Raw genomic sequence first — 24,418 nt, forward strand, 5'->3', positions numbered from 1 at the left:
GATTTACGAAAACTAAGCAAATCAATAAGTATCACATTTATGAAATCATATACAATTCAAGAAATAAATGCTTTGTTAAATGGAGTCCTAGTTGGTGATTCATCACAGCGCATAGACGGCCCAGAACAACTAGAAAAGGCAAAAATAAATCATATTAGCTTTATTGGAAGCAATAAATATGTAAAGCTATGGGCAAACTCTAAAGCTAGTATTGCAATTGTAAACGATAATTTAACCATTGAACCTGGAGAAAATCGCGCTTTAATAAGAGTTAAAAATGCCGATTTAGCCATGGCCAAAATTTTAGAACTCTTCAACCCAAGTACTCCAGAATTTGATGTCAATATTCATCCCACAGCAGTTATTCACCCAACGGCTAAAATTGGAGGTGATTGTCAAATTGGTGCTAATTGCTATATAGGCAAAAATGTGGTTTTAGGAAAAGGAACTGTTTTGTATCCTAATGTATGTGTGTTTGACGAAACTATTATTGGCAACCATACAACCGTTTGGTCAGGAACGGTTATTAGAGAACGCTGTATTATTGGCGACCATTGTATTTTTCACACCAATGTAAGTATTGGAGCCGATGGTTTTGGTTATCGCCCAAGCGATGATGGTAGAGGCTTAGTTAAAATTCCGCAAATTGGCAATGTAGTTATTGGCCATTATGTAGAGATTGGTGCTAACTCTTGTGTTGATAGAGCCAAATTTAGTTCTACCATCATTGGAGACGGATGTAAAATTGATAATCTAGTACAAATTGCCCACAACAGTATAATGGGCCGTTTTTGTATTATGGCTGGACATAGTGGTTTAGCGGGCTCTGTTACTTTAGGTGATGGCGTTATGATTGGTGGCAGCGCCTCTATAAAAGACCATACCACGATACACTCTGGTGCTACAGTTGGTGCAGGTTCTGGTGTGATGGCAGATGTAGAAGCTGGAAAAACCGTCTTAGGTTACCCAGCACAAGATGCTAGAGATATGCTAAAACAGTGGGTTGCTATGCGACGCCTTATGAAAAAATAATCATGTCGCTCGTTTACTTAAAAAAACGTTTTAAAAGCACATAAAAACCGTATTTGCTAGCAACATCAATTACCAAACTCAACCAATTTTTTTGTTTTAAGTTGTTTGTGAATTTGTTTTTTGACAATTTCATTTGTTCCAAAGCGATGTTCCGTTCTAAACTTAAGCGTTTTAAATCTTGCTCTATATGTTCAAAAGATTTGTATTCTTTCATAGGCTACGAATTAAAAAATTTAGTCGATAGACTTTTAACCACTTTATTATTAATATGATGTCTATTCAAATAAATAACACCTGTTATTAATAGAAACCCAATCGCTGTTATAGCGTATCCTAAAGCTACATTTCCTATACTTTCGCCTATAAACATAGCCATAGCAAATGCTAAAAAAAATAAAGCTATAAAAAGCAAACCGCCAATAACTAAAACTTTTGTTATCAAACTAATGGAGGCACTTAATTGCTGAAACACTTTTAACGTGTAATACTCTTGAGATTTTTTAATATAAGTTTCCCCTGCATCTGTTATTTTTTCAGATGTTTCACTTACAGATTCAAAAATGTTCATTCTTAAGATTTTTGGTATTTCTTGTTTTTAGCCTTCAATTCACTCAGTTTCTTTTCTAATGTGGTGATAACATCTTCTGTTTTATGACTTACGTTTGAAACTATAGATTCTATTTGTTCATCTAGCGTTGCTTTATTGCTAGACACAGTATCAGCTACCTTATCTCTTAAGTGTTCTGTGCTTTCAGCTACTTTATCTTTAGCTGCTAAAGCTTCATCTGCGATACGCTGTCTTGTTTTAGAGCCCTTGTCTGGCGCAAACAAAATTCCTAATGTTGCTCCTATTGCTGTTCCTGCTAATATGCCTAATAATGTACTACTTTCTTTTCCCATAATGTTTTTAAATTTTTAAAAGTTAATATTTAATGTGAATCAAGTTTCAAATAAAATAGCTGCACTTCGTAACATCGTGTTCAATACAGAAACATGCGGCAAAAATAAAAACTATTTTGTATGAAAATGATTTACTTTAATATACCTTATAATTAGTAATAATCCAAACAGTTTAAACATATTTTAACATATAAACAAAAAAGCCCGAGCAATGCTCAAGCTTTTTACTAAATATGTATTTAAGCTTACTTAATTTCCACTAGCTCAAGTTCAAAAGTAAGATCTTGACCTGCCAATGGATGATTACCATCAACAATAATATGATCATCATTAACTTCTGCAATCCTGAATTGGTATTCTTTACCATCTTCACTTCTTGAGGTTAATCCCATTCCTATTTCTGGTTTAATTTCCTCTGGTAATTGGCTATTATCTACTTTATGAAATAATTCTTCTTGAATATCACCATAGGCCTCTTCTTTAGGAATGCTTACTATTTTCTTGTCGTTTACTTTCATATCAACGATTGCTTTTTCAAAACCAGGGATTAGCATACCTTGTCCCAATGTAGCTTCAAGAGGCTCTCTACCTTCTGAGCTATCAAAAACTTGTCCGTTGCTTAATTTTCCTGTGTAATGAACTTTTACCGTATCATTTTCTTTTACTTGACTCATAAATTTTATTTTCTTGTTAAAAAATCGATGCAAAGCTATCATTTATATATTAAACCCCAATGGATTAAGGTAAAAAGTCCTTGTTTTTAATATAATCTTAACTCAAACTGAAAGATTAGTAGATCTTGTAAGATTTTTTTACTAAATTAGGTTAGATTTTAATACAAACGTTTACTATACTTAACTAAACCTATTATTCATTTTATTAGGTACTAGTCATTGTAGAAAAAAATTATTATGAAAAAAAAGATAATTTTAATGATTTTGAGTTTTGTGATATTTTTCATCATTTATTTAATCATTTGGGAGACCATGAAACTTTCATTTAAATCTATGAATGACCCGATTAGAGCTATTATTTCTGGTGGATTAACCGCTATTTTTTCACCACGAGTTGCAAATTACAAATCAAAATTGGGTGATAAATTGCAACTAGATTGGCCAGTTTTAAAAAAGTCAGTTAAACTTTAAAAATAAATTTACACCTTATTTCTATTATGAAAACAATTGCACTTATTACTGTTGGTTTGATTTGGATTTCAAGTTTGATTATTTTATAATTTCATTGACGGATATATATCCAGAAAATAATTTTAAGGAACATCGCCTTATTATTGGTATTGCATTTATAACGATAACTGGACTCTTAAAACCAATTTATAAATCTGTTACTAAGAAAGACAGCAATGTCGGAGGAAATTAAAACTAACAGCATTCAACTTGATTACAAGCTAGGAAATATTTGTTTTGTCCATTATCTTAAATACTAAAAAGATATAATTGTTTTCTCTAATTTTATAATACTTTGGCCTTAAGAATCCTTACCTTTACAATAAGAGATTCCTTGTAATCATTAACTCCCTTTTTTTACTGAGTCCGTTTCTCTCTATTCAATATAAACTTTTAAAAGACACATTATGAATATTCAACTTAATACCGATACAAATATTTCAGGAAATGAAAGACTTGAAAACTATATAAATACTACTATAATTAAAGAATTAGATAGATTCAGCGATCATATAACTCGTATCGAAGTGCATCTTTCAGATGAGAACGGGTCTAAAAATGGTCAGCACGATAAACGTTGTTTGCTTGAGGCACGATTGGAAAACAGACCACCCATTGCCGTTACCAGTAATGAGAACACCATGGAAAAAGCGGTAAGTAATTCAATCAAAAAATTAAAGAGATCAATGGATACCATTTATGGGCGTTTAATGAATCGTTAAGTGTGCGAATATTATGATTTAAAACTATTACTATTTTAAACTCGTAATACTAGCAAACCTTAAAACAGTCAATAAATCAAAAATTATATCCTAACTCCTTTTAAATTTTAAAACCTACATCATGAATTTATAAGGTTATTATAATTGACTTCGATGCACTTCCACCGTTATAGTTAATCCCCAGATTAGAAATAACTTATTAATCTTAATAACATACTATGAATATTAATGAGAAAACTAAGGAAGAGCTTAAGCAAGAGTTGGTAGAATTATTTCAGGAAAATAACTCTTTAAAAGTTTTAAAAGAAAAACGAGAGGCAGAGTTTCTCATTGCAAATAAAGAACTGCTTATTCAAAGCGAGTTGAAGGAAAAACGCGCAGAAGAATTAGCTGTTGCTAATAAAGAACTTGCGTTTCAGAGCAAATTGAAGGAGAAGCGAGCTGAAGAATTAATTATTGCAAATAAGGAACTGGTTATCCAAAGTGAGTTAAAGGAAAAACGGGCAGAAGAACTGGTTATTGCTAACAAAGAGCTTGCTTATCAAAATAAAGAAAAAGAAAAACGTGCTGAAGAGTTGGTTATTGCCAATAAAGAACTTGTATATCAAAACAGAATAAAAGAAAAACGGGCTGCAGAGCTGGTTATTGCCAATAAAGAACTTGTCTTTCAAAACCAAGAAAAAGTAAAACGCGCTGCAGAATTATATCTTGCTCAAGAAATAGCAGAAGAATTCGAAAATAAATTCAAACAAATTGCTGAACATATAGATGACGTTTTCTGGTTAAGAACAACTAGTGAAATGATTTATGTGAGTCCTTCTTTTGAAAAAATTTGGGGTGTTCGTGTTGATGAACTATATAAAAACCCCGAAATATTAACTGATAAAATACATCCAGAAGACAAACCTAATGTACAAGAAATAATTCAATCAAAAGAATTTAAAGATAAAGGCTTATTCGACTATCAGTATAGAATAATACAGCCAAACAATCAAGTACGCTGGATAAATACTAAAACATTTCCAATAATAGACGATTCTGGAAAAATTGTTAAACGTGTTGGCATTGCACGGGACATTACTGAAAGATTTCAAAATTTGCAAGAGTTAGTTGATGCCATGAAAAAAGCAGAACAAAGCGACCGCTTAAAATCGGCATTTCTAGCTAATATGAGTCACGAAATTCGTACTCCTATGAATGGAATTCTTGGTTTTGCTGGACTCTTGAAAGAACCTAACTTATCAGGCGAAAAACAACAAGAGTACATCCAAATTATTGAGAAAAGTGGTGTGCGTATGCTTAATATCATCAATGACATCATTAGTATTTCAAAAATAGAATCGGGTCAGATGAATCTTAATATTAGTGAATCAAATATTAACGATCAAATCGAATATGTTTACACCTTTTTTAAACCAGAGATTGAAGAGAAGGGAATGCGGTTTTTAATTAAAAATTCGCTGCCTTTAGGCAAAGCTATCATTAAAACTGACCGAGAAAAATTATTTGCCATTTTCACCAATCTTGTTAAAAATGCTATTAAATACACCGAAAGAGGGTCCATAGAATTAGGCTGCAATAAAAAGGATGAATACCTTGAATTTTACGTTAAAGATTCGGGTATTGGTATAGATAAAGACAGACAGAAAGCAATTTTTGAACGTTTTATTCAGGCTGATATTTCCGATAAACACGCCTATCAGGGAGCAGGTTTAGGGTTATCTATTTCTAAAGCTTATATAGAAATGCTTGGTGGAAAATTATGGGTGGAAAGCGAAAAGGGCTTTGGCTCGACGTTTTACTTTACTATTCCTTATACTAGCGAACTAAAGAAACAAGCCATATCTGCTATTGAGACTTACAACGATCAAACAGATAATCAAATTAAAAATCTAAAAATATTAATTGTTGAAGATGATGAAACTTCAGATTTACTCATAAGCATTATGCTTACAAAAATGAGTAGAAAAATCCTCAATGCAAGAAACGGTATTGAAGCCATTGAACTTTGCAGAAATAATCCTGATATAGATCTAATATTAATGGATATTAAAATGCCTACAATGGACGGATATGAAACTACCCAACAAATACGCCTATTTAATGAAGATGTCATTATTATTGCCCAGACAGCTTTTGGACTTACTGGTGACAGAGAAAATGCCATAGCAGCGGGATGCAATGCCTATATTTCAAAACCAATCGTAAAAGAAGAATTAATGTTGTTATTACAACAATATTTCATTAAATAAACATGATTAATAGCTATAAAAAATTATTCTAACCACGCTTTAAAATCCTTAACGCGCTCTCTAGCAACGATAACCTCATCGTCATTATAGGAGTTTAATTTTATTTGCAGACGTGAATTGGTATAGCTTACCATATCTTTTATAGCATTAATGTTTACAAAAAATTTACGATTTATACGGAAAAACGTTTGAGGTTCTAACTCATTCTCCAATAGCTCTAATGTCGTGTCTAGCAAATAGCTTCTACCTTCGGTAGTGTAAACATAAGTCCCTTTGTTTTCACTATAAAAACATTCAATATCTTCAATATTAATGAGCTTTAAATGTTGCCCAACTTTTACTGAAAATCGTTTTTTATACTCACGATCAATGGGATTTACCAACAATTTTTTAATATCGTTAAAATCTATCGTTACCGCTTGTTGCTTTGGAACTCGATCTTGATATTTCTTTACCGCTTTCTCTAATTCATCCGCATCAATTGGTTTTAACAAATAATCTATACTGTTAAGTTTAAAGGCCTGCAGTGCATACTCATCATAAGCTGTCGTGAAAATTACAGCACTTTGAATGTCTATAGTTTCAAAAATTTCAAATGATAAGCCGTCACTTAACTGAATATCTAAAAATATTAAATCTGGATGTTCGTTGTTTTTAAACCATGTAATGCTCTCTTCTACAGAATGCAGCATAACCTCTGCTTGAACTTGTATGCTTGCCAACATGCGCTGTAATCGGCGCGCAGACGGCTTTTCATCTTCTATAATAAGTACGTTCATTCCCATCGTTTTTTATCTTTATCCATATACTCTTTAATTTTGCGTTGCTCCCAGTTTTTCCCAAAAAAGAAATCAGGTCCAAAAACACCTAGAAAATGAAAAAATAATCCGATTCCCCAAAAGATAGCCGTAGAGAATGTTCCAAAACTCCAAAAGTTGTCAGTATTCCTTCCTATTATAAAAATCAAGAATAAATTGACTACAACATAAGATGCTAAATGCCAATAGAAACCAACAATTTGTTTTACCTTTTTTTGTGCTCTTAAATACGAGTCTTCACGATGAAAATCGTTTTTAAATGTATTGTTTTGTTCTTTATCTGTTCTAAAATGTGTCATAATATTTAATTTTTACTATTACTCCCAGCGCTGTTCTTCTTCCTCACGCATAAATTGTTCTATCTTGCGTTGTTGCCAGTTTCCTCCAAAAATACCATTGTTTACAAATACATGATAGGCATGAAAGCACAAGCCTATTCCCCAACCTAATATGGCGAACCAAAACCATTGAAATCCCCAATAGGTTTTATAATTAATGAAAATTAAAAACGGAATGAATAAGCAATAAACTATCAGGTGGTAATAAAACCCCTTTAACTCTTCTACATGTTTTCGGGCTTTGTTATACTTTTCGTTACTATCGTTGTCTGATTGTGTTTTCATTTGTGTGTTATTTTTATTTCCATCGGGTGTCAATATCGTCTTGATTTTTCATAAATTGTTTTATTTTGCGCTCTTCCCAATCACGTCCAAAAACACCTTCACTTACATACACTTTAAAGGCATTGACAAGGATACCGATTCCCCAACCTATCATTGGAAACCAAAACCATTGAAATCCCCAATAGGTCTTATAGTTAATGAAAATTAAAAAGGGAATTACTAAAAAATAAGAAATGATACTGTAATAAAATTCTTTAAGTTCATCTATATGTTTTCGTGCTCTTAAATAGCTATTATCTATTTTTGAAGTTGGTGTTTCATTCATAATTGATATTTGTTTTGTAAGCATAGGTATTGCCACGGCAAAACTGTTTGCTTGTTGATTGATGTTTACTTTTTTGTTTGATAAAAGATTGTATCGTTGTTTAATATTCTCTAAACCAACACCGCTACTCTTTTTTACAATTTGTTTTGGCTGAAGGTTGTTTTCTACCACTAAATTACCATCATATTCATAAATTTTGATACGCAAGGGTTTACTAGTTGTTACCATATTATGCTTCACAGCATTCTCCAAGAGGAGCTGTAAAGAAAGCGGAACCACTTTGCTTTCTGGGTTTGAAGCTTTCTCTGGCATATCAAAAACAATACTATCTTCAAACCTCATTTTAAGCAAAGACATGTAGGTTTTGGCAAATTCTAACTCCTCATCAACCGTTACAAGTTCTTTATTTTTTTGTTCCAATACATAACGATATACCTTTGATAGGGAAGTAGTGAACTTTTGCGCATTTTCTGGATTTTCTTCAATTAAACTAGTTAAAACATTTAAACTATTAAATAAAAAATGCGGATCTAATTGATTTTTTAAGGCATCAAACTTAGCGCTGGCTGTACCTGCTATGACTTTCTGTTCTTTAATTTTATTTTGCTGATATCTATTGTAGAAATAAACAAAGTGAAAAATGATTACTATGGTTAGTGTGATCCATAATCCAAATCGATAATATTCAAATTTTTCGTGAGTTACAAATTCAACTATTGATTTTCCATTAAGTAATGTTTCTACAAACCCCCTCAAAAAGAAAAGGGCAATAAGAGTAATTAAAGTAGAGCCGGCAATTCCAATAATAATTCTTTTTATTCTATCTTTTTCACTCCATTTACGACTTTCCAAATATTGAAAATAATACATGTTTGAATATCCAATAGCAAAAGAATATAACTGATATAAGACAAAATCAATTAAAAATTCATTCAGGTTTTTAAAATCGAAGCCTCCTGATAATAGGTTACCTACTATAAAGACAGCACATCCAATTATAAAAGTTATGATTATATTTTTAGCTAATTTTGTCATGATTTATTTAATACCCTAATAATTACTATTTACAAGATTCTAACAACATTTTTGTTCTTTCTTCACCCCAATTTGGAGAAAATGGTGTTTCTGGTTTAAAGTTAGCAAAAAGTTCTAAAGCTCTTTCCAAATCTTTACAAAATGGCGTTGTGTCCTGTCCGAAATATTTAGCGCCTCCTATACCCCACTCTGCTTTACAGTACACAACTCTGGGATTTTCTGGAGCTATTTGTTCGGCTTGCTCATAAATTGCTGCTACTTTAGGAGATAAAGTCATTCCATAGGTTGCTCCGTCATGAGCTACCCAAGCGGTATATAATAACGCTTGTAACACTAAAATTTCTGGATTGTTTTTTGAGATAGCCGTAGCATCATTAATTAAATCCTGTGCTTTTTTAAGTTGCGCTGATAATTTTTCTTCATCCTGAAGCCCAAAACTATTTACAATATTAACCTGAGCAGCATAATACGCAGGTAACCAATTATCTGGTTCTGCATTGGCGATACGCTCAAACATGTTTGATGCTTCAACAGGTTTGTTCTGCCCCCAAAGTTCAAAGGCTTTTTGCATGCCTTTTTCATAATTTGTTTGAGCACTTACTAAGCTCGTTACAAATACAACTAAAATAATACTTAATTTTTGCATAATGATTGTTTTTAGATTATGAAACAAATATCTACTAAGAATGCAGCATTTTAAAAAGAGAGTAACCGAACCGTCGTATTTTCTGGATGAGATGTTATTGTTAACTGCTGTTCATAAAAAAACCACTTTAAAATCAAATCTGACCTTAAAGTGGTTTTAATAAAATATGTTTATTGTTTTTATAATTTATTGTTTTATACTCCTATTTAGCTGGTCTTATATTCGAACACTATAGGCACGCTGTATCCTACTTTTACTGGTTTGCCTCGTTGTTTACCTGGAGTCATTTTTGGAAGTAAACTAATGATGCGTTCTGCTTCTTTTTTTAAAATTTTACTCGTTCCTCTTGATCTAATATTGGTAACATATCCATTTGAATCAATTGTAAAAATCACATATACTTTTCCTTGTATTCCAAAATCTAAAGCAACTTCTGGGTATATAAAATTCTTTGCGATGTGGGCTTCTATACTTTCTTGAAAACAATCTCTTCTGTGATCTTTTGAAACATTTTCACAACCTGAAAAAACAGGAACGTCTTCAATGATTGAAATTGGTATTTCAACATATTCTTCAACGTTTTCAATATACACAGCATCTGAAATTGTATGGCCTTGAGTTGTTTCGGCACTTGCAATGCCTATCTCTTCCCCTTTTTTACCAAAACTATTTAAACTATGTATTTGAGTTGGATAATAGGTAAATATCCCATTTTCTGGTTCTGAATTAGCAATATGCTCAAACATGTTGGGGTTTTCTATTGGGCTGTTATTTCCCAAAAATTCAAAGGCCTTTTGCATGGCTTGTTCGTGATTTGTTTTTGCATTCAGTAAGCTGGTTACGAACGCCACTAAAATAATAACTGATTTTTTCATAATGATTGATTTTAAATTATGCACAAATATGCCACGGGATATGCATATTTAAAAAAGAGACTAACTGAATTGTTATATTTAGAGGACGGGATGTATTTGAAAAACAGAGAATAAAAAACCACTTTAAAATCAAATTCTGATTTTAAAGTGGTTTCAATAAAAACGTGTTTTTGTCATGGACACGTAAACCCTTTTTTAAGACATGTTTATTCTTTTATAACTTTACACCCAATATTTAGCTTGCCATAAATTTAAATACTATAGGAACGCTATACGGTACTCTTACAGGTTTGCCACGTTGTTTGCCAGGTGTCATCTGTGGTAATAATTTAATAATACGCTCTGCTTCTTTTTCTAAAATTTTGTCTGGTCCTCTTGATCTAATACCGGTTACATTTCCTTTTGAATCAATTACAAACATTACAAACACTTTTCCTTGAATACCAAGATCTAAAGCAGCTTCTGGATAATTAAAATTATTTCTTACATGAGCATCCATCTTTTCTTGAAAGCAATTTCTTCTTTGGCTTTTAGCTACATTTTCACAACCTGGAAAAACAGGAATATCTTCAATAACTGAAAATGGCACTTCAACGTCTTCTTCAACTTCTTCGACAGCAACATCTTCCACTGAAACAATTGGAGCCGCAATCTTATCACTTTGGTCTGTTTCTGTGCTTTGTATAACTGTCTCTTTAACATCTTCAGTATTTTCAACTATTTGAATAGACTCTTGAATAGCTGCAGGTGGTGGAGGTGGTGGAGGTGTATTAATTTTTACTATAGGAATATCGTCCTCTAAATCAGCCTCCATATTTACAACATCAATACTAACCTCTGATTTATCATAGGTTTTATACTCTAGTAATTGCCAAGAAATAAACAGCATTATATTAAGTCCGAGCGCAAAATAAAGACTGCTATTTCGTCCAATTTCAACTTGTGGGTTCTTTTTTGTTTCCATGACTAAAACTATTTAATTACTCCCTTAAAGTTAGTCAAAACTGCTGCTAAAAAATATGATTTTTATCATGTAAAGGGGCTGTTTTTAAGAATATAACAACTTAATAACATTAAAAACTATTAAAATTATGATATCCTTAAAAATTATTTAAAACACCACTAGCAAATATTTAAATAAGACGCATTAAAAAAAACCGCCGATTTTCATCGGCGGTTTTTTTAATAGTGTTTTTAAACTATTATTCTTTTATAAGAGTTTCTGTTCCCTGAAGTTCTCCATCAACATAAACTTTTAGATAGTAATATCCTCTTCTCAAATACCATAATGGCAATACTAGTTTATCTTTTTGACAAAAGAAACCTTCTTGAGATTTATATACTAATCTACCATAATGATTATAGACTAAAATTTTAATCTTAGAGTTAACATTAGTATTCTCTAACTTCACAGCAACAAAGGCCTTAAACGGATTAGGATAAATTCTATAAGTGATATCATCATTATTGTCATTAACAGTATCACATGACCCTAAAACATCCCCATGGTTTAAATGTGCTTGTACTGCTCTTTCTGAAACACAAATACTTCGTCCATTATGACACATTTCTACTTTTGGATGTCTTTCGTTATTTCCGCATTGCACATCAACCACATTAACAACTATTTCTGCATCTAAAGCACATCCATTAGCATCCGTTACTGTCACGGAATATGTTGTAGTTTCTTCAGGACACACTGTAATAGCATTTGTAGTTTCATCTGTACTCCATAAATAACTATAAGGTGCAACACCTCCTAAAACATCTGAAATAGCTATCGTTGCACAAGATTCTGGTGCATAACCATAATACACAGTTGTATCATCTGTTTTAGTTATTTCTAATGGTGTCGGTTCTTCTACTACAACCTCACCTGTCACTTCTTTTCCTAAGGCATCAGTTACTATTACAGAATACGTTCCTCCAACTAACCCTACTGCTGTTGCGCTTGTTTGTCCATCGCTCCATAAATAATTGTAAGGAGCAATTCCACCTGAAACACTAACAGTAGCAGAACCATTTTGTTCTCCTGCACAGGTAACATTAGTCGCAGTAATATCATGTAACTTTAATTCATTGATTAAAAAACGCGCTGAGACTGGAAAATGATCTGAGGTCGTTGAAGTATAGTTAGAATTATAAAATTCATAACCAACACTAACAGAGCCTTCAATATAAATTGGAGTCACCTCATTAGAAACCATGATATGGTCTATCATATTTTCTCTAAACACATAAGAACGATAATCTTCTGCACTTAAAGCACTAGTTACAATATTATAGTTAGCAAAATCATTAACATATTTTTCGTAGGTACTAATTGTTGTTGACACATTATCGGCAACTGTTTCATCTACATCATCATTGTAATCACCTAAAATTATAAGATTCGCATCTGGGTATTGAACATCTAAGGTGTCTTTAAGAACCTCAACATCATATTTTCGCATGTCATAACGCTCTTGAGACTCCGTTCCGCTATTGGCTCTAGCATGCAACGAGACTATATTAAATTGCTTTGTTTCGCCATTTAAAGTAACATTAGCAGTCATCATAAATGGTAACCGACCACTTGCATAAAAACGTGTTTTATCAGCAACTGGATAATCTGTTAAAGCAGAATCATCGCCACCATTGTAATATGGGTGAATACTTTTTAAAAGCACTTTTGTACCTTCCACCGAAACCGTATTAGCATTGTATATAAATCCAACTTTTTGTTGAGTTCCGGTTTCATCGTTTGGATATGATACAGCATCAGAAAGCACATAAGCATATCCAGGCATTTCACTTACTAATTGAGCAAACAAAGCATCATCTGACACTTCTTCAACTGCATATACATCGGCATCTAATTTTTGAAGAACAGCTATAACACTTTCTTTTTGAATGTCATCTGATAATGGGTTTCCAGCAGTTGGCGAATTTGTTTCATCTCCAAACCACTCTATATTCCATGCCACAACATCAAATGTTTTATCTTTTGTAACTGGAATTGAACTTCCTAAAGGCACATAATCTCCAGCGCAAGGCATATCAGATTTCATTCGAGGTAACAATTGGTAGGTTTCATAAAAACGCCCGACAACCCCAACAATACCATCACAAGATTCTGGTTGCCCCAAACCTACTAAATCATCAACATCATTATCTATTCGTAATTCACCTTGTCCGCTAGCATCTGATAATACATAGTTTGAGTTTCCAAAAAGAATATCTCCTGGTTTTGGAAACGCAGGATTTAAAATGTTTACTAATTCTGAAGGATGATTACCCATTTCTGCCAATGTAATGGTGATTGCAGTTATTGGTTTTTTCGGTAATCCATTATTCTCAACATTAGTAACCGCACTAATTTGAATTTGATCATTAAAAGCACTACGTGTTCCAGTAACTGTAATGGAATCACCTATTTTAAAATTACCTTCACCATGAACTGCTTCATCAAAAATTGCAATAGCTGCGGTTTTATCTTGAAGATAGGCAGAACCTGCAAACTGATCTGAAACCGTTAATACACCGCTTACGGTTACTAGTTCTCCATCAGCCGTATTACGAGCGTCTAAAATTGAAATCACTGCTGGAGGAGGAATAACTGCTCCGTTTTCTGTTCCAGGTGACGGAATTGCTTGCGTATAAGTTGTTGTATTTCTTGCTCCACCACTTCCGTTAGGAATACGCTGCATGGATTGATTATCTTTATCTCCCATGCCAGCTTCATTAACTTGAGGCTCTCCCGTGTTTAACAAGGCCAACAATTCTGTATCATCACTGTCATCAGTATCATAAACCAAAGCATCAAGCAACAACTCATCAACTAAAATAGGCGTGTTATTAGGAAAACTAGTTGCATCTCCTTTATACAGCGCAACAGCATCTGGTCCATTTTGAATTCCATTAGTAGTGAAAGACACTAAATCTACGTTAGTAACACCTGCACTACCAATTACAAAATAACCATTCGCATTAGTAGAATAACCGTCTAAGTCTATTGCATTATAACTTAAATCATTACTTCCGTTATACAACACAACCACTAAGCCATCTAATGATGTATTTCCAGAACCTCCGTCATACAATTCAATAAATTCTAAAGCATCTGTACCAGGATTATCTGAATCTACTTCGTTAATAATTATTTGGGCTGGTTCCGACATTTTATATGTAGCTGTAGGAAATGGATTTACTGCCGTAGCATTGGTTGTTTCATTATCCAAAGCATTAATACCACTAAACGACCAATTATCTAAAATAAATGTACTTCCATCTGGTCCTGTGTTTTCATTTCTATACACCCATCCATCTAAATAATCCCAAGCTTGACCTGAACCATCTGTATTGATGTCTCCAAAAACATCAACAACAACTCCATCTTTAAACAACTCAATAGCATCATCTCCGTTTATAGCTGCTGCGCCAGAAGTATAATTAGGAGCAAACCCAAAGAAACTTGTAAAACCAGGAACTTCGGTCGCTATATAAATAAAGTCGCCTTTACTTGCTGATTCAGCAGGGAATGTAAACTCTTCCCCGTCTGTTCCACCTCCGTTATTAGCAGAACCAAATCCGTAAACACTTAAATCTGCAATATCTTGAGTAACGTATAACTCTATGGCTTTAGGAATACCACCCGTTAGCGGTCCATCTGCAATTCCTGTAATTATTAAAGCACTTCCAGAAACTGTTGTCTCCTTAGTTGTTGTAAAGCTAATTGTAGCTGTTGTTGCAGACGTATTTCCTGCAGCATCTAATGCAACAACGGTTAACATATAGTTGGTTTCTCCTGTTAATCCTTCAACAGTAAATGATGTATTAGTCGTGGATCCTAAAAGCGTTGCTCCATCAAAAATTTGATATTCTGTAACAGCAACGTTATCTGTGGCGGCATCCCAAGACAAATCTGTGGTTGTAGCTGCTATATTTTGTGCTGCTAAATTAGTGGGAACAGATGGTGCTTCTGTATCTGTAGTGCCTCCTAAAATATTTTCGGTTCCAGGGGTAGGCACTAACATAGCATACCCACTTGTATTTCTTGCACCTCCTTGACCATTAGGAATACGTTGCATAGAATTTGTTGTACCATTGCCTCCTTCATTTTCATCTACCTGAGGTTCTAACGCATTTAATAATGCTAAAAGCCCAGCATCATCAGCGTCACTGGTGCCATAAACCAAAGCATCAACTAACGTATCATCTACTAAAACTACTGTATTATTAGGAAAACTATCTGCATCACCTTTATATAGCGCAACAGCATCTGCCCCATTTTGGATTCCATTTGTTGTGAATATTGCTAAATCTACATTTGGAACATTGGCACTACCGATTACAAAATATCCATTCTCATCAGTTGTATAACCATTTAAGTCAATTGTTTTATAACTTAAATCATTATTATCTCCATTAAACAACACAACTACAAAGCCGTCCAAAGATGAGTTTCCAACACCTCCATCATACAATTCAATAAACTCTGCCGCATCTGTACTAGGTTGATCTGCATCCACTTCATTAATTACAATAGAAGGGGTTCCTGTTGTTATAGCTGTTCCTTCTAATTTTACATCATCAAATCCAGCATAATCACTACCTCCGTTTTGTTTTACATATAATTGAAGTCCAACACGACTGACCGTATTTGGAATAGCTTGAGAAATCTGTTCCCAATCTACAGTGCTGTAAGGACTCCCAACCGTAATTGTTGTTACTCCTTGAGATACATCATCATAAAAAAGCTCGTAAGTTACAACATCTCCATTAGCAACGTCAAACCCTACAATATTAACTCCAAAAGACAATACAACATCTTGATAACCTGTAATATCTATAGCATCAAAAGATAGTGTTCCGCCATCAGCAGTTCCACAATTTCCTTCTAAATCTTGAACTCCAAAAAAGCTATTTCCTGTTTTAGGAGCTGCTATAGATCCTACACTAGAAACCACTTGCCAAACATCACCACCATTATTACAAGGAACTGGTGATTGCGTGTAAGCCCATGTATCATTTGCAGATCCTTCATAACCTTGAAACGCAATAAAATCTCCTGTAGGAGGTGTAACAACATCTTCTAAAGTTGTAATTGAAACTGTATTACTTGCAGCCGATACATTACTAGCCGCATCGATAGCTTTAACAGTAAATGCATAAGCTGTACTTGAAGTTAAACCTGCAACGGTATATGTTGTAGTTGTTGAAGTCCCTATTTGTGTCTCCTCATTAAAAATTTGATAAGCAATCACGCCCACGTTATCAGTAGAAGTATTCCACGATAAATCTGTTGTTGTAGCCGTTATATTTGACGCTACTAAATTTGAAGGAATACTTGGCGCTTCAATATCTGTGGATGTATTTTCAAAACGATTTTCTGCTTGCGGCCCACCCCAGATAGACGTTGCAAAAGCTGGATTATCTATAAAAGGGTTTCTATTCCCTTGAATCCCTTCTAAGATTACATTTCTATTAATTTCAACTTGAGATACAGGATCTTCAGCATTCCACTCTAAAAAAATATCACGCATCTCTGGGCTGTAAGTAGAACTACCTAACCCTACATTTGATGGCAAACAACGATCTCCATATCGTATATACATATACATCATCATACGAGCGACATCACCTTTCCATTCATCACCCGGATAAAATCCAGTATTTACGACTTTTGCATTACCAGACCCATCTGTATAAAGACGATTGCTTCTAATTGCATTCAATTGAACATCTGAAGCTCTTAAATGATGTGCATCAGACCCAGGTCCTGTTTCGCCCAGATTTGGATCTCCTAAAGATTTTGCATAAGTGTGCTCTCTATTCCAATCTCCAACATTACCTCCATTCAGATCTTTTGAACGCGTTCTGTCATTGGTAATATCGGAATCAGAATCATCAGACCCATAAATCAACAATACATTGTTTGGATTAGTAGGATCTAAATCTGTCTGCTTTAATGCATCCCAAACACCTGGTGTGTAAGTTAAAATTGTTGTTTGAGTATCTGTTACTAACGTAGCGAGGTTTGCTTTTAAACTTGCTCCTGTAACAGTAATGTCTGTTCCGTTGTAATAACTCGGAACTTGCGCATAACTAAACGTTAATGATAGCAATGCTAGAACCCTTACAAAAAAGCTCTTTTTTAAGTAATTTTTTTTCATATAGTTAAATGATTTTAGTCCTAACAAACATACAAATAAGGACTTAAAATCTGGATTTTATTTATTAACTAAGAGTTAACAAACTATCAAATTTAAGAAAGGAAAACACCCAATAACTATATTAATATTATTACAAATTATCCAATTGGTTACTTTTTTTATCGTCACTAATAGTCCAAAAGAAGCCTACAAAAAAGAATTGATCTGCAGCAGGTTGCAAAGCACGTCTTGAGAAACTACCATCAATACTCGGTGTATCGGCATATTGATATCCATTAATATTTTTAAACCCTAACACATTATTTACTGATGCATATAGTATTTTTTGAGGACTTATTAAGTAGGCCCAATTAAGACTTAAATTATTATACGCTTTAGTTTTTTGATTCATAAAACCCTGTTCGTTTGGATTTGTATATGGTCTACCAGAGGCAAACGAATAACTAAATCCTACTTGACTTCTCCAATCTGAAATCCAATATTTTCCTACTATTGAAAGGTTATGAGTATTAGCAAAATTAGGTTGTGCTTTACTTGGATAATTTAAATAATCACGTTTCGTATCCAAAAAAGAATAACTTACCCAATAATCAATATTTTTTAGCGTCTTACTATCTCTCCAAAACAAATCAATTCCCCTAGCAAATCCGTAACCATTACTATTATAATTACTGTCAAATTGAGCAAATTCTGTATCGTATTTCACCAAATGACTATAATCTTTATAATAAGCCTCTGCTCTAAATATCTTGCGATCTGCGTTATACTGATAGTTTACAATATAATGCGATGTATTTTGCGCCTTTAAATCTTGATTAAACTTTAAAATAGCACTTGAAGGGTTTTGATAAAAGTTTCCATAGGCTAATGATAATTGACTTTTATCTGATGTTTTATAGGCTAACGAAAGTCTTGGTGCTACAGATAGCTCTTTAAAAATTTGACTATAATCTGCACGCAATCCCGTTTTAAACGCCAACTTTTTTGATAAGAAAATATCGGCCTCTACAAAAGTAGCAGCTATATTATTATCATACCCATATTGTTCCTTTGTACTGTTAGTTTCTAAATAACCTTCTTTAAAATTTGAAGCTAAATATTCTGTTCCAAAGTACAGCTTGAATCGATTACTGAATCGCTTTTTTAATTTAAACTTGGCATGCATAGCAGTTTCTTTATCATCAATAGCCATATTATCAATGTTTAAATCATTATTTCCACGCGTAAAGCTTAATCCACCAAAGACATCCCAAGTATCACTTAATGCGCCTTGATAAGACCCATTAAAATATAGATTATTGTTTTTTAATTTAAAATGAACCCCGTCTAGATTATTAATATCTTCTTGTGACAGTTCAAAATTAGTATCGTCAAAAGCTGTGTATACTTTTAGTAAACCTGAATCAAACTTTTTTCTGTAAACAGCCTCTCCAGAAAATGTTTCAAAAGGTTTTATCCATGTATTTCTATTGGGGAAAATTTCATTATAAGGTGATAAATTAATGTATGAACCATTAACACTCAACGAACTTGTTTTCCATTTTTTAGTATTACCAAGCGTTGCACCAAGACTCATAACACCTATATCTGTTTTATTCTGATCTGGTTCATCAATAGTATTTAGCAATAAGACACTAGATAATGCCTGACCGTATTCTGCTGAATAACCTCCAGTTGAAAACGTAATGCCATCAAATAAAAATGGTGAATACCGACCTCTTGTTGGGGTATTATTAGTCGTTGGGGTGTAAGGTGTAAACACGCGAATACCATCAATAAAAATTTGAGTTTCATCAGCCTCCCCACCTCTCACAAATAAGCGACCATCCTCTGCAACTGTTGTTGTTCCCGGCAACGTTTGTAATGCTCCAACAAAATCACCTAACGCACTGGCAGTAGTTACAACATCTAAAGGTTTTAGTACATTAATTTTACTATTGTCACCAGCTTGAAAGGTTCCTGCCGACAACACCACCGCATCCAAAGTATTTACATCTTCTTGAAGCCTTATTGTTACATTTGACATATAAGACACATCTCCAACCATTGAATACGTTTCAAAAGAAATGTATGAAACCATTAAATTTTGAGTTCCTGTTTCATCTGTTTTAAATGAAAATTTACCGTTCTCATCGGTTGTACTACCATCATACGTTCCTTCTAAAAACACATTTGCCCCAACTAACGGAACATCTTTATTGCTTAAAACAATGCCACTAATAACTTGTTGGGCTTGTAATTGAAGACTAACAAAAATGATAAGAATAATGCTTACTTTTTTCATGATTTTAATGTTTGTTCGTTTTTTGTACTGAAAAATTCAGGTTAAATTGATGAGACAAAATTGGTAAAGAAACGAGAGGACATAAATTATAAATAACCCAACTGTAAAATAACTAGGATGAATTGATGATTTACTAAAAAAGTGAAGAGCATTAAAGGTTAATCAAACGGTTATTAGTCAAAAAAGTATTCAAAATATTCATTAAAAAACAGTGAAAAAAATCTTTTAAAGTATAAATTACCACCTCATATTGTATTAACTATTTTTTTTATATATTCGTTTTATTCAAACCATGAAAAGTCAACTTTAAACAAAAAAACTAACAATAGATTATCTCTATAACAACTACTTAACCATCATTCAATCAGATTATTTACACAATTATATAAACAAAAACTTTAATAGTTTTCAAAACAATAAAATCCTACTGATATAAAAAGTGATTTATAAAAAAGCTCACCCAAAAGATGTTTTTTAAATTAATTTCCTGAAGCTTTTGTAACGTTTTAAACCATTAAGCTACTTACATATAACTAACGAATCAAATTTGAATAAAGAACTAGAACATAGTTTTGTTGAATTGCTAGAAAAGCATCAAAATATAGTCCATAAAGTCTGTAGATTATATACTGATAATTACGATGCACACAATGATTTGTTTCAAGAAATTACCATACAATTATGGAAAGCATATCCTAAATTTCGTGGTGATTCAAAATTTAGTACATGGATGTATCGCGTTGGATTAAATACTGCTATTACTTTATATAGAAAATCAAAACGACGCGTCAATACGCAAGATTTTGATGGAGTTGAATTTAGAATTAAAGCCGAGGATTATGATGATACCGAGGAGCAACAATTAAAAACATTATACAAAGCTGTACACGAATTAAATGATATTGAAAAGGCTCTTGTGTTTTTATATTTAGAAGATAAAGACTATAGAGAAATTAGTGAAACAATGGGAATAAGTGAAGTGAATGCCCGTGTGAAGATGAATAGAATAAAAAACAAACTTAAAACCATATTAAATCCGTAAACCTATGGATGAGTTAGAATTATTAAAAAAAGACTGGAAAAAACAGGATGCTGGATATAAGCAACTAACTTCCAATGAGATATACCCAATACTTCAAAAAAAGTCGTCTTCTATAGTTAAGACATTATTCTATATAAGCATTGCTGAACTAGTATTTTGGACCTTAATTAATTGCATCCCATTTTTCACATCGGGCAGTTACAGAGAACGTCTTGATGAGATTTATTCTGACACTTTAGTCATTACTGGTCTTACTATAATTAGCTATGGCGTTATATTATTATTTATTTATTTGCTCTTTAAATCGTACAAAGCAATCTGCGTGATAGATAATGCAAAGAAGTTAATGGAGAGTATTTTAAAAACACGTAAAATCATTAAATACTATGTTATTTATAATTTAGTTATGGCCTTTATATCTATGGTTATAGCCATGTATCTTGCTATTCTTCATAACTCCGAACTATCACACGCCATTGAAAAATTGAACAATAAACAACTCTTTATTTTCTTTGGAATTATAATTCTATTCACTGGAGTATTTGTACTTTTAATTTGGCTTTTTTATAGGCTTATTTATGGGCTTTTACTAAAACGTTTAAACCGAAACTATAAAGAATTAAAAAAACTAGAAGTTTAAACTAAACTCATTCACCTCAATAACATCGCCAGAATTCATAGAATTAAGCTGAATTGCCCCTACTCTAACTCGAACCAATCTTAAGGTTGAAAACCCAACAGCAGACGTCATTTTTCGTACTTGACGAAACTTGCCTTCATTAAGGGTAATAGATACCCAAGACGTTGGTCCATGCCTATCATCTCGTATTTTTTTGGAGCGCTCTGGCAATTCCGGAATGGTTTCCAATTTAAAAACTTTACAGGGTTTGGTTATATACTTTTTTCCTTCAAAACCAATTTCAACACCTGCTTGTAACTTAGCAATAGCTTCTTCCGAAATATCGCCATCAACCAACGCGTAATATTCTTTATTAACCTTTTGGCTGTTTACAAAATCACTAGTTTTCCCATCGGTGGTAATAAGTAACAAGCCTTCCGATTTTTCATCTAGCCTACCAATAGCCATGGCATTTTCTGGAAAGTCATATAAGTCTCCTAAAAATCGTTTCTTTTGTTGTTGCTTTGAATTGCTATAAAACTGGCTTAAATAACCGTAAGGTTTGTAAATGATAAAATGTCTATGCATTGATTTAAACACTTTCTTTTAAAATACTAAAAACAAGGTCTTTGGTTGCCTTTTGCCCATTAATCTTGTCTCTAACCTCATCAAAAGACATCCTAAAATCACAGCCTGATTTATAATCACTACAACCATACGCTGTTTTTCCTTTTACTATGGATCCCTTTTTACATTTAGGACATAACAAGTCTTTTTCTTTCGCTTTCGCGGAAGTTTGTTTAGGCTCTAATTTAAGGTTGAAATTCTCATCAAAACGAATCAACCCTTCAACCTCTCCAGAATCTGTTTTAAAGCCTTTTAAATTAACTGTTGAACCCTTTTGAAGCAGCCTTAGATACTGTTTTTCTGATATTTTTTTACCCTGAAAACTAAATGGCATTAAAAAGTGGCATCCTGATTTATAATGACTACACCCATAAGCCGATTTTCCTTTTATAATCGTTCCTTTATGACATTTAGGACACAATTCTGCAGACATACCAGCCTTCTGCTTTTTTGTTGCTTTTGCTTCACGTTCTTTAACCGTTATAGCATACGAAATATTTGCCCGATTAGTCTCGCTTCTTACTTCATAAACCAACGCATCAACCATACGTTTCATATTTTTTATAAAGGCTGCCGCACTAAACTCTCCTTTTTCAATATCCTTTAGTTGTTTTTCCCAAGAACCCGTTAATTCGGCCGATTTCAACAGTTCATTTTGTATGGTATCAATTAATTGAATACCCGTAACCGTAGGCAACACTTGTTTTTTATTACGTTTAATATATTTTCGCTTAAAAAGAGTTTCAATAATATTGGCTCTGGTTGACGGGCGTCCAATACCATTTTCTTTCATTAAGTCTCTTAATTCATCATCATCCACCTGTTTACCAGCTGTCTCCATAGCACGTAACAACGATGCCTCAGTAAATTGATTAGGTGGCTTCGTTTCTTTTTCTAAAAAAGACGGTTCATGTGGTCCTTTTTCGCCTTTAACAAACGTTGGCAACACACCCGATTCTTTTTCTTTTGAATCGGGAGTTTCAAAAACAATACGCCATCCTTTTTTTAAAATTTCCTTTCCAGTTGTTTTAAAAGGAACCTGAGCAGCTTTTCCTAAAACCGTGGTATTTGACACCGAACAATCATCATAAAAAACCGCAATAAAGCGTTTTACAATAATATCGTACACTTGTTGCTGATTGTATTGTAACCTGATTTGCATCCCTGTTGGGATAATAGCATGGTGATCGGTTACTTTTTTATCGTTAAATACTCGAGATGATTTTTTTATTTTCTTGCCTAAAAGTGGCTGTGTTAAACTTGCATAATCAGTTAACTTTTGTAAAATACCTTGTACTTTAGGATATACATCGTTTGGTAAAAACGTGGTATCTACTCTAGGATAGGTTACTACTTTTTGTTCGTATAATGTCTGAACAATTTTAAGTGTATCATCCGCCGAAAATCCAAATTTGGTATTACAATACACTTGCAGTCCTGTTAAATCAAACAGTTTGGGGGCATATTCGTTGCCTTTCTTTTTTTCAATAGAAACAATCTCAAAATCACTTTCTTTAACCTTATTGGCTAAGGTTTCTCCATCTTCCTTCTTTAAAAATCGTCCATCTTCATAACTAAAAAGCGTATCTCTATAAAGAGTTTGTAGTTCCCAATATGGTTGTGGTTTGAAATTTTCAATCTCTTTAAAACGATTAACCACCATAGCCAAAGTGGGTGTTTGCACCCTTCCTACCGATAATACTTGCTTGTAACCTCCATGTTTAACCGTGTATAATCTCGTCGCATTCATACCCAACAGCCAATCGCCAATCGCTCTGGAAAAACCAGCATAATACAGATTATCATAATTTTTTGAAGGTTTTAAGTTTTCAAAACCTTCTTTAATAGCTTCAGTAGTTAATGACGAAATCCACAAGCGTTTTACTTCTCCTTTATAGTTGGCTTGATGCATCACCCAACGTTGAATAAGTTCCCCTTCTTGACCGGCATCTCCGCAGTTTATAACAACCTCAGCTTTATCAAAAAGACTTTTTACTATCTTGAATTGCTTTTGAATACCAGAATTAGCCACCACTTTGGTTTGAAACTTTTCGGGAAGCATGGGCAGATTGTTTAAGTCCCAGCTTTTCCAATAGGGTTTATAATCATGCGGCTCCATGAGTGTACACAGATGCCCAAACGTATAGGTTACTGCATATCCGTTACCCTCAAAATAACCATCATGTTTGGTGTTTGCACCTAAAACAGACGCTATCTCTCGCGCTACACTTGGCTTTTCTGCAATACAGACTTTCACTTATTCTTATTTAAATGTGAAGT

At 33.3% G+C, this 24,418-nt stretch carries 21 protein-coding genes; 6 read left to right on the top strand and 15 right to left on the bottom strand.

What is annotated here, in order from left to right; translation table 11 throughout:
• Window positions 1-39: 39 nt before the first annotated feature.
• Window positions 40-1,032, top strand: coding sequence for a UDP-3-O-(3-hydroxymyristoyl)glucosamine N-acyltransferase (gene lpxD / locus G5V56_RS11150; RefSeq protein ID WP_166964953.1), 993 nt, complete (start codon window positions 40-42; stop codon window positions 1,030-1,032).
• A 13-nt stretch (window positions 1,033-1,045) separates the two neighbouring features.
• Here lpxD and G5V56_RS11155 read toward each other — a convergent pair whose 3' ends face one another.
• From G5V56_RS11155 to G5V56_RS11170, 4 genes are all read right to left on the bottom strand, one after another.
• Window positions 1,046-1,246, bottom strand: a complete 201-nt coding sequence (locus tag G5V56_RS11155) for a DUF6327 family protein (protein ID WP_166964955.1) — start codon at window positions 1,244-1,246, stop codon at window positions 1,046-1,048.
• 3 nt (window positions 1,247-1,249) lie between these two features.
• A complete protein-coding gene (locus G5V56_RS11160) occupies window positions 1,250-1,600 on the bottom strand; it encodes a DUF418 domain-containing protein (protein WP_166964957.1) in 351 nt (116 codons plus the stop codon).
• A gap of 2 nt (window positions 1,601-1,602) precedes the next feature.
• Window positions 1,603-1,932: a YtxH domain-containing protein gene (locus G5V56_RS11165; RefSeq protein ID WP_166964959.1), complete on the bottom strand. Its 330-nt coding sequence runs from the start codon at window positions 1,930-1,932 to the stop codon at window positions 1,603-1,605.
• Between the two features lie 245 nt (window positions 1,933-2,177).
• A complete protein-coding gene (locus tag G5V56_RS11170) occupies window positions 2,178-2,606 on the bottom strand; it encodes an FKBP-type peptidyl-prolyl cis-trans isomerase (protein ID WP_166964961.1) in 429 nt (142 codons plus the stop codon).
• 237 nt (window positions 2,607-2,843) lie between these two features.
• On the opposite strand from G5V56_RS11170, the gene G5V56_RS11175 reads away from it, so the two are divergent.
• From G5V56_RS11175 to G5V56_RS11185, 3 genes are all read left to right on the top strand, one after another.
• A complete protein-coding gene (locus G5V56_RS11175; RefSeq protein ID WP_166964962.1) occupies window positions 2,844-3,077 on the top strand; it encodes a hypothetical protein in 234 nt (77 codons plus the stop codon).
• A 446-nt stretch (window positions 3,078-3,523) separates the two neighbouring features.
• Window positions 3,524-3,838 carry an HPF/RaiA family ribosome-associated protein gene (locus G5V56_RS11180; protein WP_166964964.1) on the top strand — a complete coding sequence of 105 codons (315 nt, stop codon included), beginning with the start codon at window positions 3,524-3,526 and terminating at the stop codon, window positions 3,836-3,838.
• 218 nt (window positions 3,839-4,056) lie between these two features.
• Window positions 4,057-6,090, top strand: a complete 2,034-nt coding sequence (locus tag G5V56_RS11185) for a hybrid sensor histidine kinase/response regulator (protein ID WP_166964966.1) — start codon at window positions 4,057-4,059, stop codon at window positions 6,088-6,090.
• Window positions 6,091-6,113: 23 nt separating this feature from the next.
• On the opposite strand, the gene G5V56_RS11190 is transcribed toward G5V56_RS11185, so the two are convergent.
• From G5V56_RS11190 to G5V56_RS11230, 9 genes are all read right to left on the bottom strand, one after another.
• The gene (locus tag G5V56_RS11190) at window positions 6,114-6,869 is read right to left on the bottom strand and encodes a LytR/AlgR family response regulator transcription factor (RefSeq protein WP_166964968.1); all 756 of its coding nucleotides are present in this window, start codon (window positions 6,867-6,869) and stop codon (window positions 6,114-6,116) included.
• Window positions 6,866-7,207, bottom strand: a complete 342-nt coding sequence (locus G5V56_RS11195; RefSeq protein WP_166964970.1) for a 2TM domain-containing protein — start codon at window positions 7,205-7,207, stop codon at window positions 6,866-6,868. Before G5V56_RS11195 ends, G5V56_RS11190 begins: the two co-directional genes overlap by 4 nt.
• Window positions 7,208-7,225: 18 nt before the next feature.
• Window positions 7,226-7,531: a 2TM domain-containing protein gene (locus G5V56_RS11200; protein WP_166964972.1), complete on the bottom strand. Its 306-nt coding sequence runs from the start codon at window positions 7,529-7,531 to the stop codon at window positions 7,226-7,228.
• 13 nt (window positions 7,532-7,544) lie between these two features.
• Window positions 7,545-8,891 (bottom strand): histidine kinase, encoded by a 1,347-nt coding sequence (locus G5V56_RS11205; RefSeq protein ID WP_166964974.1) that lies wholly within the window; start codon window positions 8,889-8,891, stop codon window positions 7,545-7,547.
• Between the two features lie 25 nt (window positions 8,892-8,916).
• Entirely contained in the window at window positions 8,917-9,537 is a 621-nt protein-coding gene (locus tag G5V56_RS11210) for a hypothetical protein (protein WP_166964976.1), read from the bottom strand.
• A gap of 206 nt (window positions 9,538-9,743) precedes the next feature.
• On the bottom strand, window positions 9,744-10,412 hold the full coding sequence (locus G5V56_RS11215) for an energy transducer TonB (protein ID WP_166964978.1): 669 nt from the start codon (window positions 10,410-10,412) through the stop codon (window positions 9,744-9,746).
• A gap of 235 nt (window positions 10,413-10,647) precedes the next feature.
• The gene (locus G5V56_RS11220) at window positions 10,648-11,376 is read right to left on the bottom strand and encodes an energy transducer TonB (RefSeq protein ID WP_166964980.1); all 729 of its coding nucleotides are present in this window, start codon (window positions 11,374-11,376) and stop codon (window positions 10,648-10,650) included.
• A gap of 238 nt (window positions 11,377-11,614) precedes the next feature.
• Complete coding sequence (locus tag G5V56_RS11225; protein ID WP_166964982.1) at window positions 11,615-17,566, bottom strand: endonuclease; 5,952 nt, start codon at window positions 17,564-17,566, stop codon at window positions 11,615-11,617.
• A gap of 130 nt (window positions 17,567-17,696) precedes the next feature.
• Window positions 17,697-19,850, bottom strand: coding sequence for a TonB-dependent receptor (locus G5V56_RS11230; protein ID WP_166964984.1), 2,154 nt, complete (start codon window positions 19,848-19,850; stop codon window positions 17,697-17,699).
• Window positions 19,851-20,397: 547 nt separating this feature from the next.
• Here G5V56_RS11230 and G5V56_RS11235 point away from each other — a divergent pair.
• Window positions 20,398-20,892 (top strand): RNA polymerase sigma factor, encoded by a 495-nt coding sequence (locus G5V56_RS11235; protein ID WP_166964986.1) that lies wholly within the window; start codon window positions 20,398-20,400, stop codon window positions 20,890-20,892.
• Window positions 20,893-20,896: 4 nt separating this feature from the next.
• A complete protein-coding gene (locus G5V56_RS11240; protein ID WP_166964988.1) occupies window positions 20,897-21,532 on the top strand; it encodes a hypothetical protein in 636 nt (211 codons plus the stop codon).
• Here G5V56_RS11240 and G5V56_RS11245 read toward each other — a convergent pair.
• Window positions 21,521-22,099 (bottom strand): pseudouridine synthase, encoded by a 579-nt coding sequence (locus G5V56_RS11245; protein WP_166964990.1) that lies wholly within the window; start codon window positions 22,097-22,099, stop codon window positions 21,521-21,523. The two genes, G5V56_RS11240 and G5V56_RS11245, sit on opposite strands and share 12 nt — an antisense overlap.
• A 4-nt stretch (window positions 22,100-22,103) precedes the next feature.
• On the bottom strand, window positions 22,104-24,395 hold the full coding sequence (locus G5V56_RS11250; protein WP_166964992.1) for a DNA topoisomerase 3: 2,292 nt from the start codon (window positions 24,393-24,395) through the stop codon (window positions 22,104-22,106).
• Between the last annotated feature and the right edge of the window lie 23 nt (window positions 24,396-24,418).

Source organism: Yeosuana marina, from assembly GCF_011762485.1.
Taxonomy (GTDB): domain Bacteria; phylum Bacteroidota; class Bacteroidia; order Flavobacteriales; family Flavobacteriaceae; genus Yeosuana; species Yeosuana marina.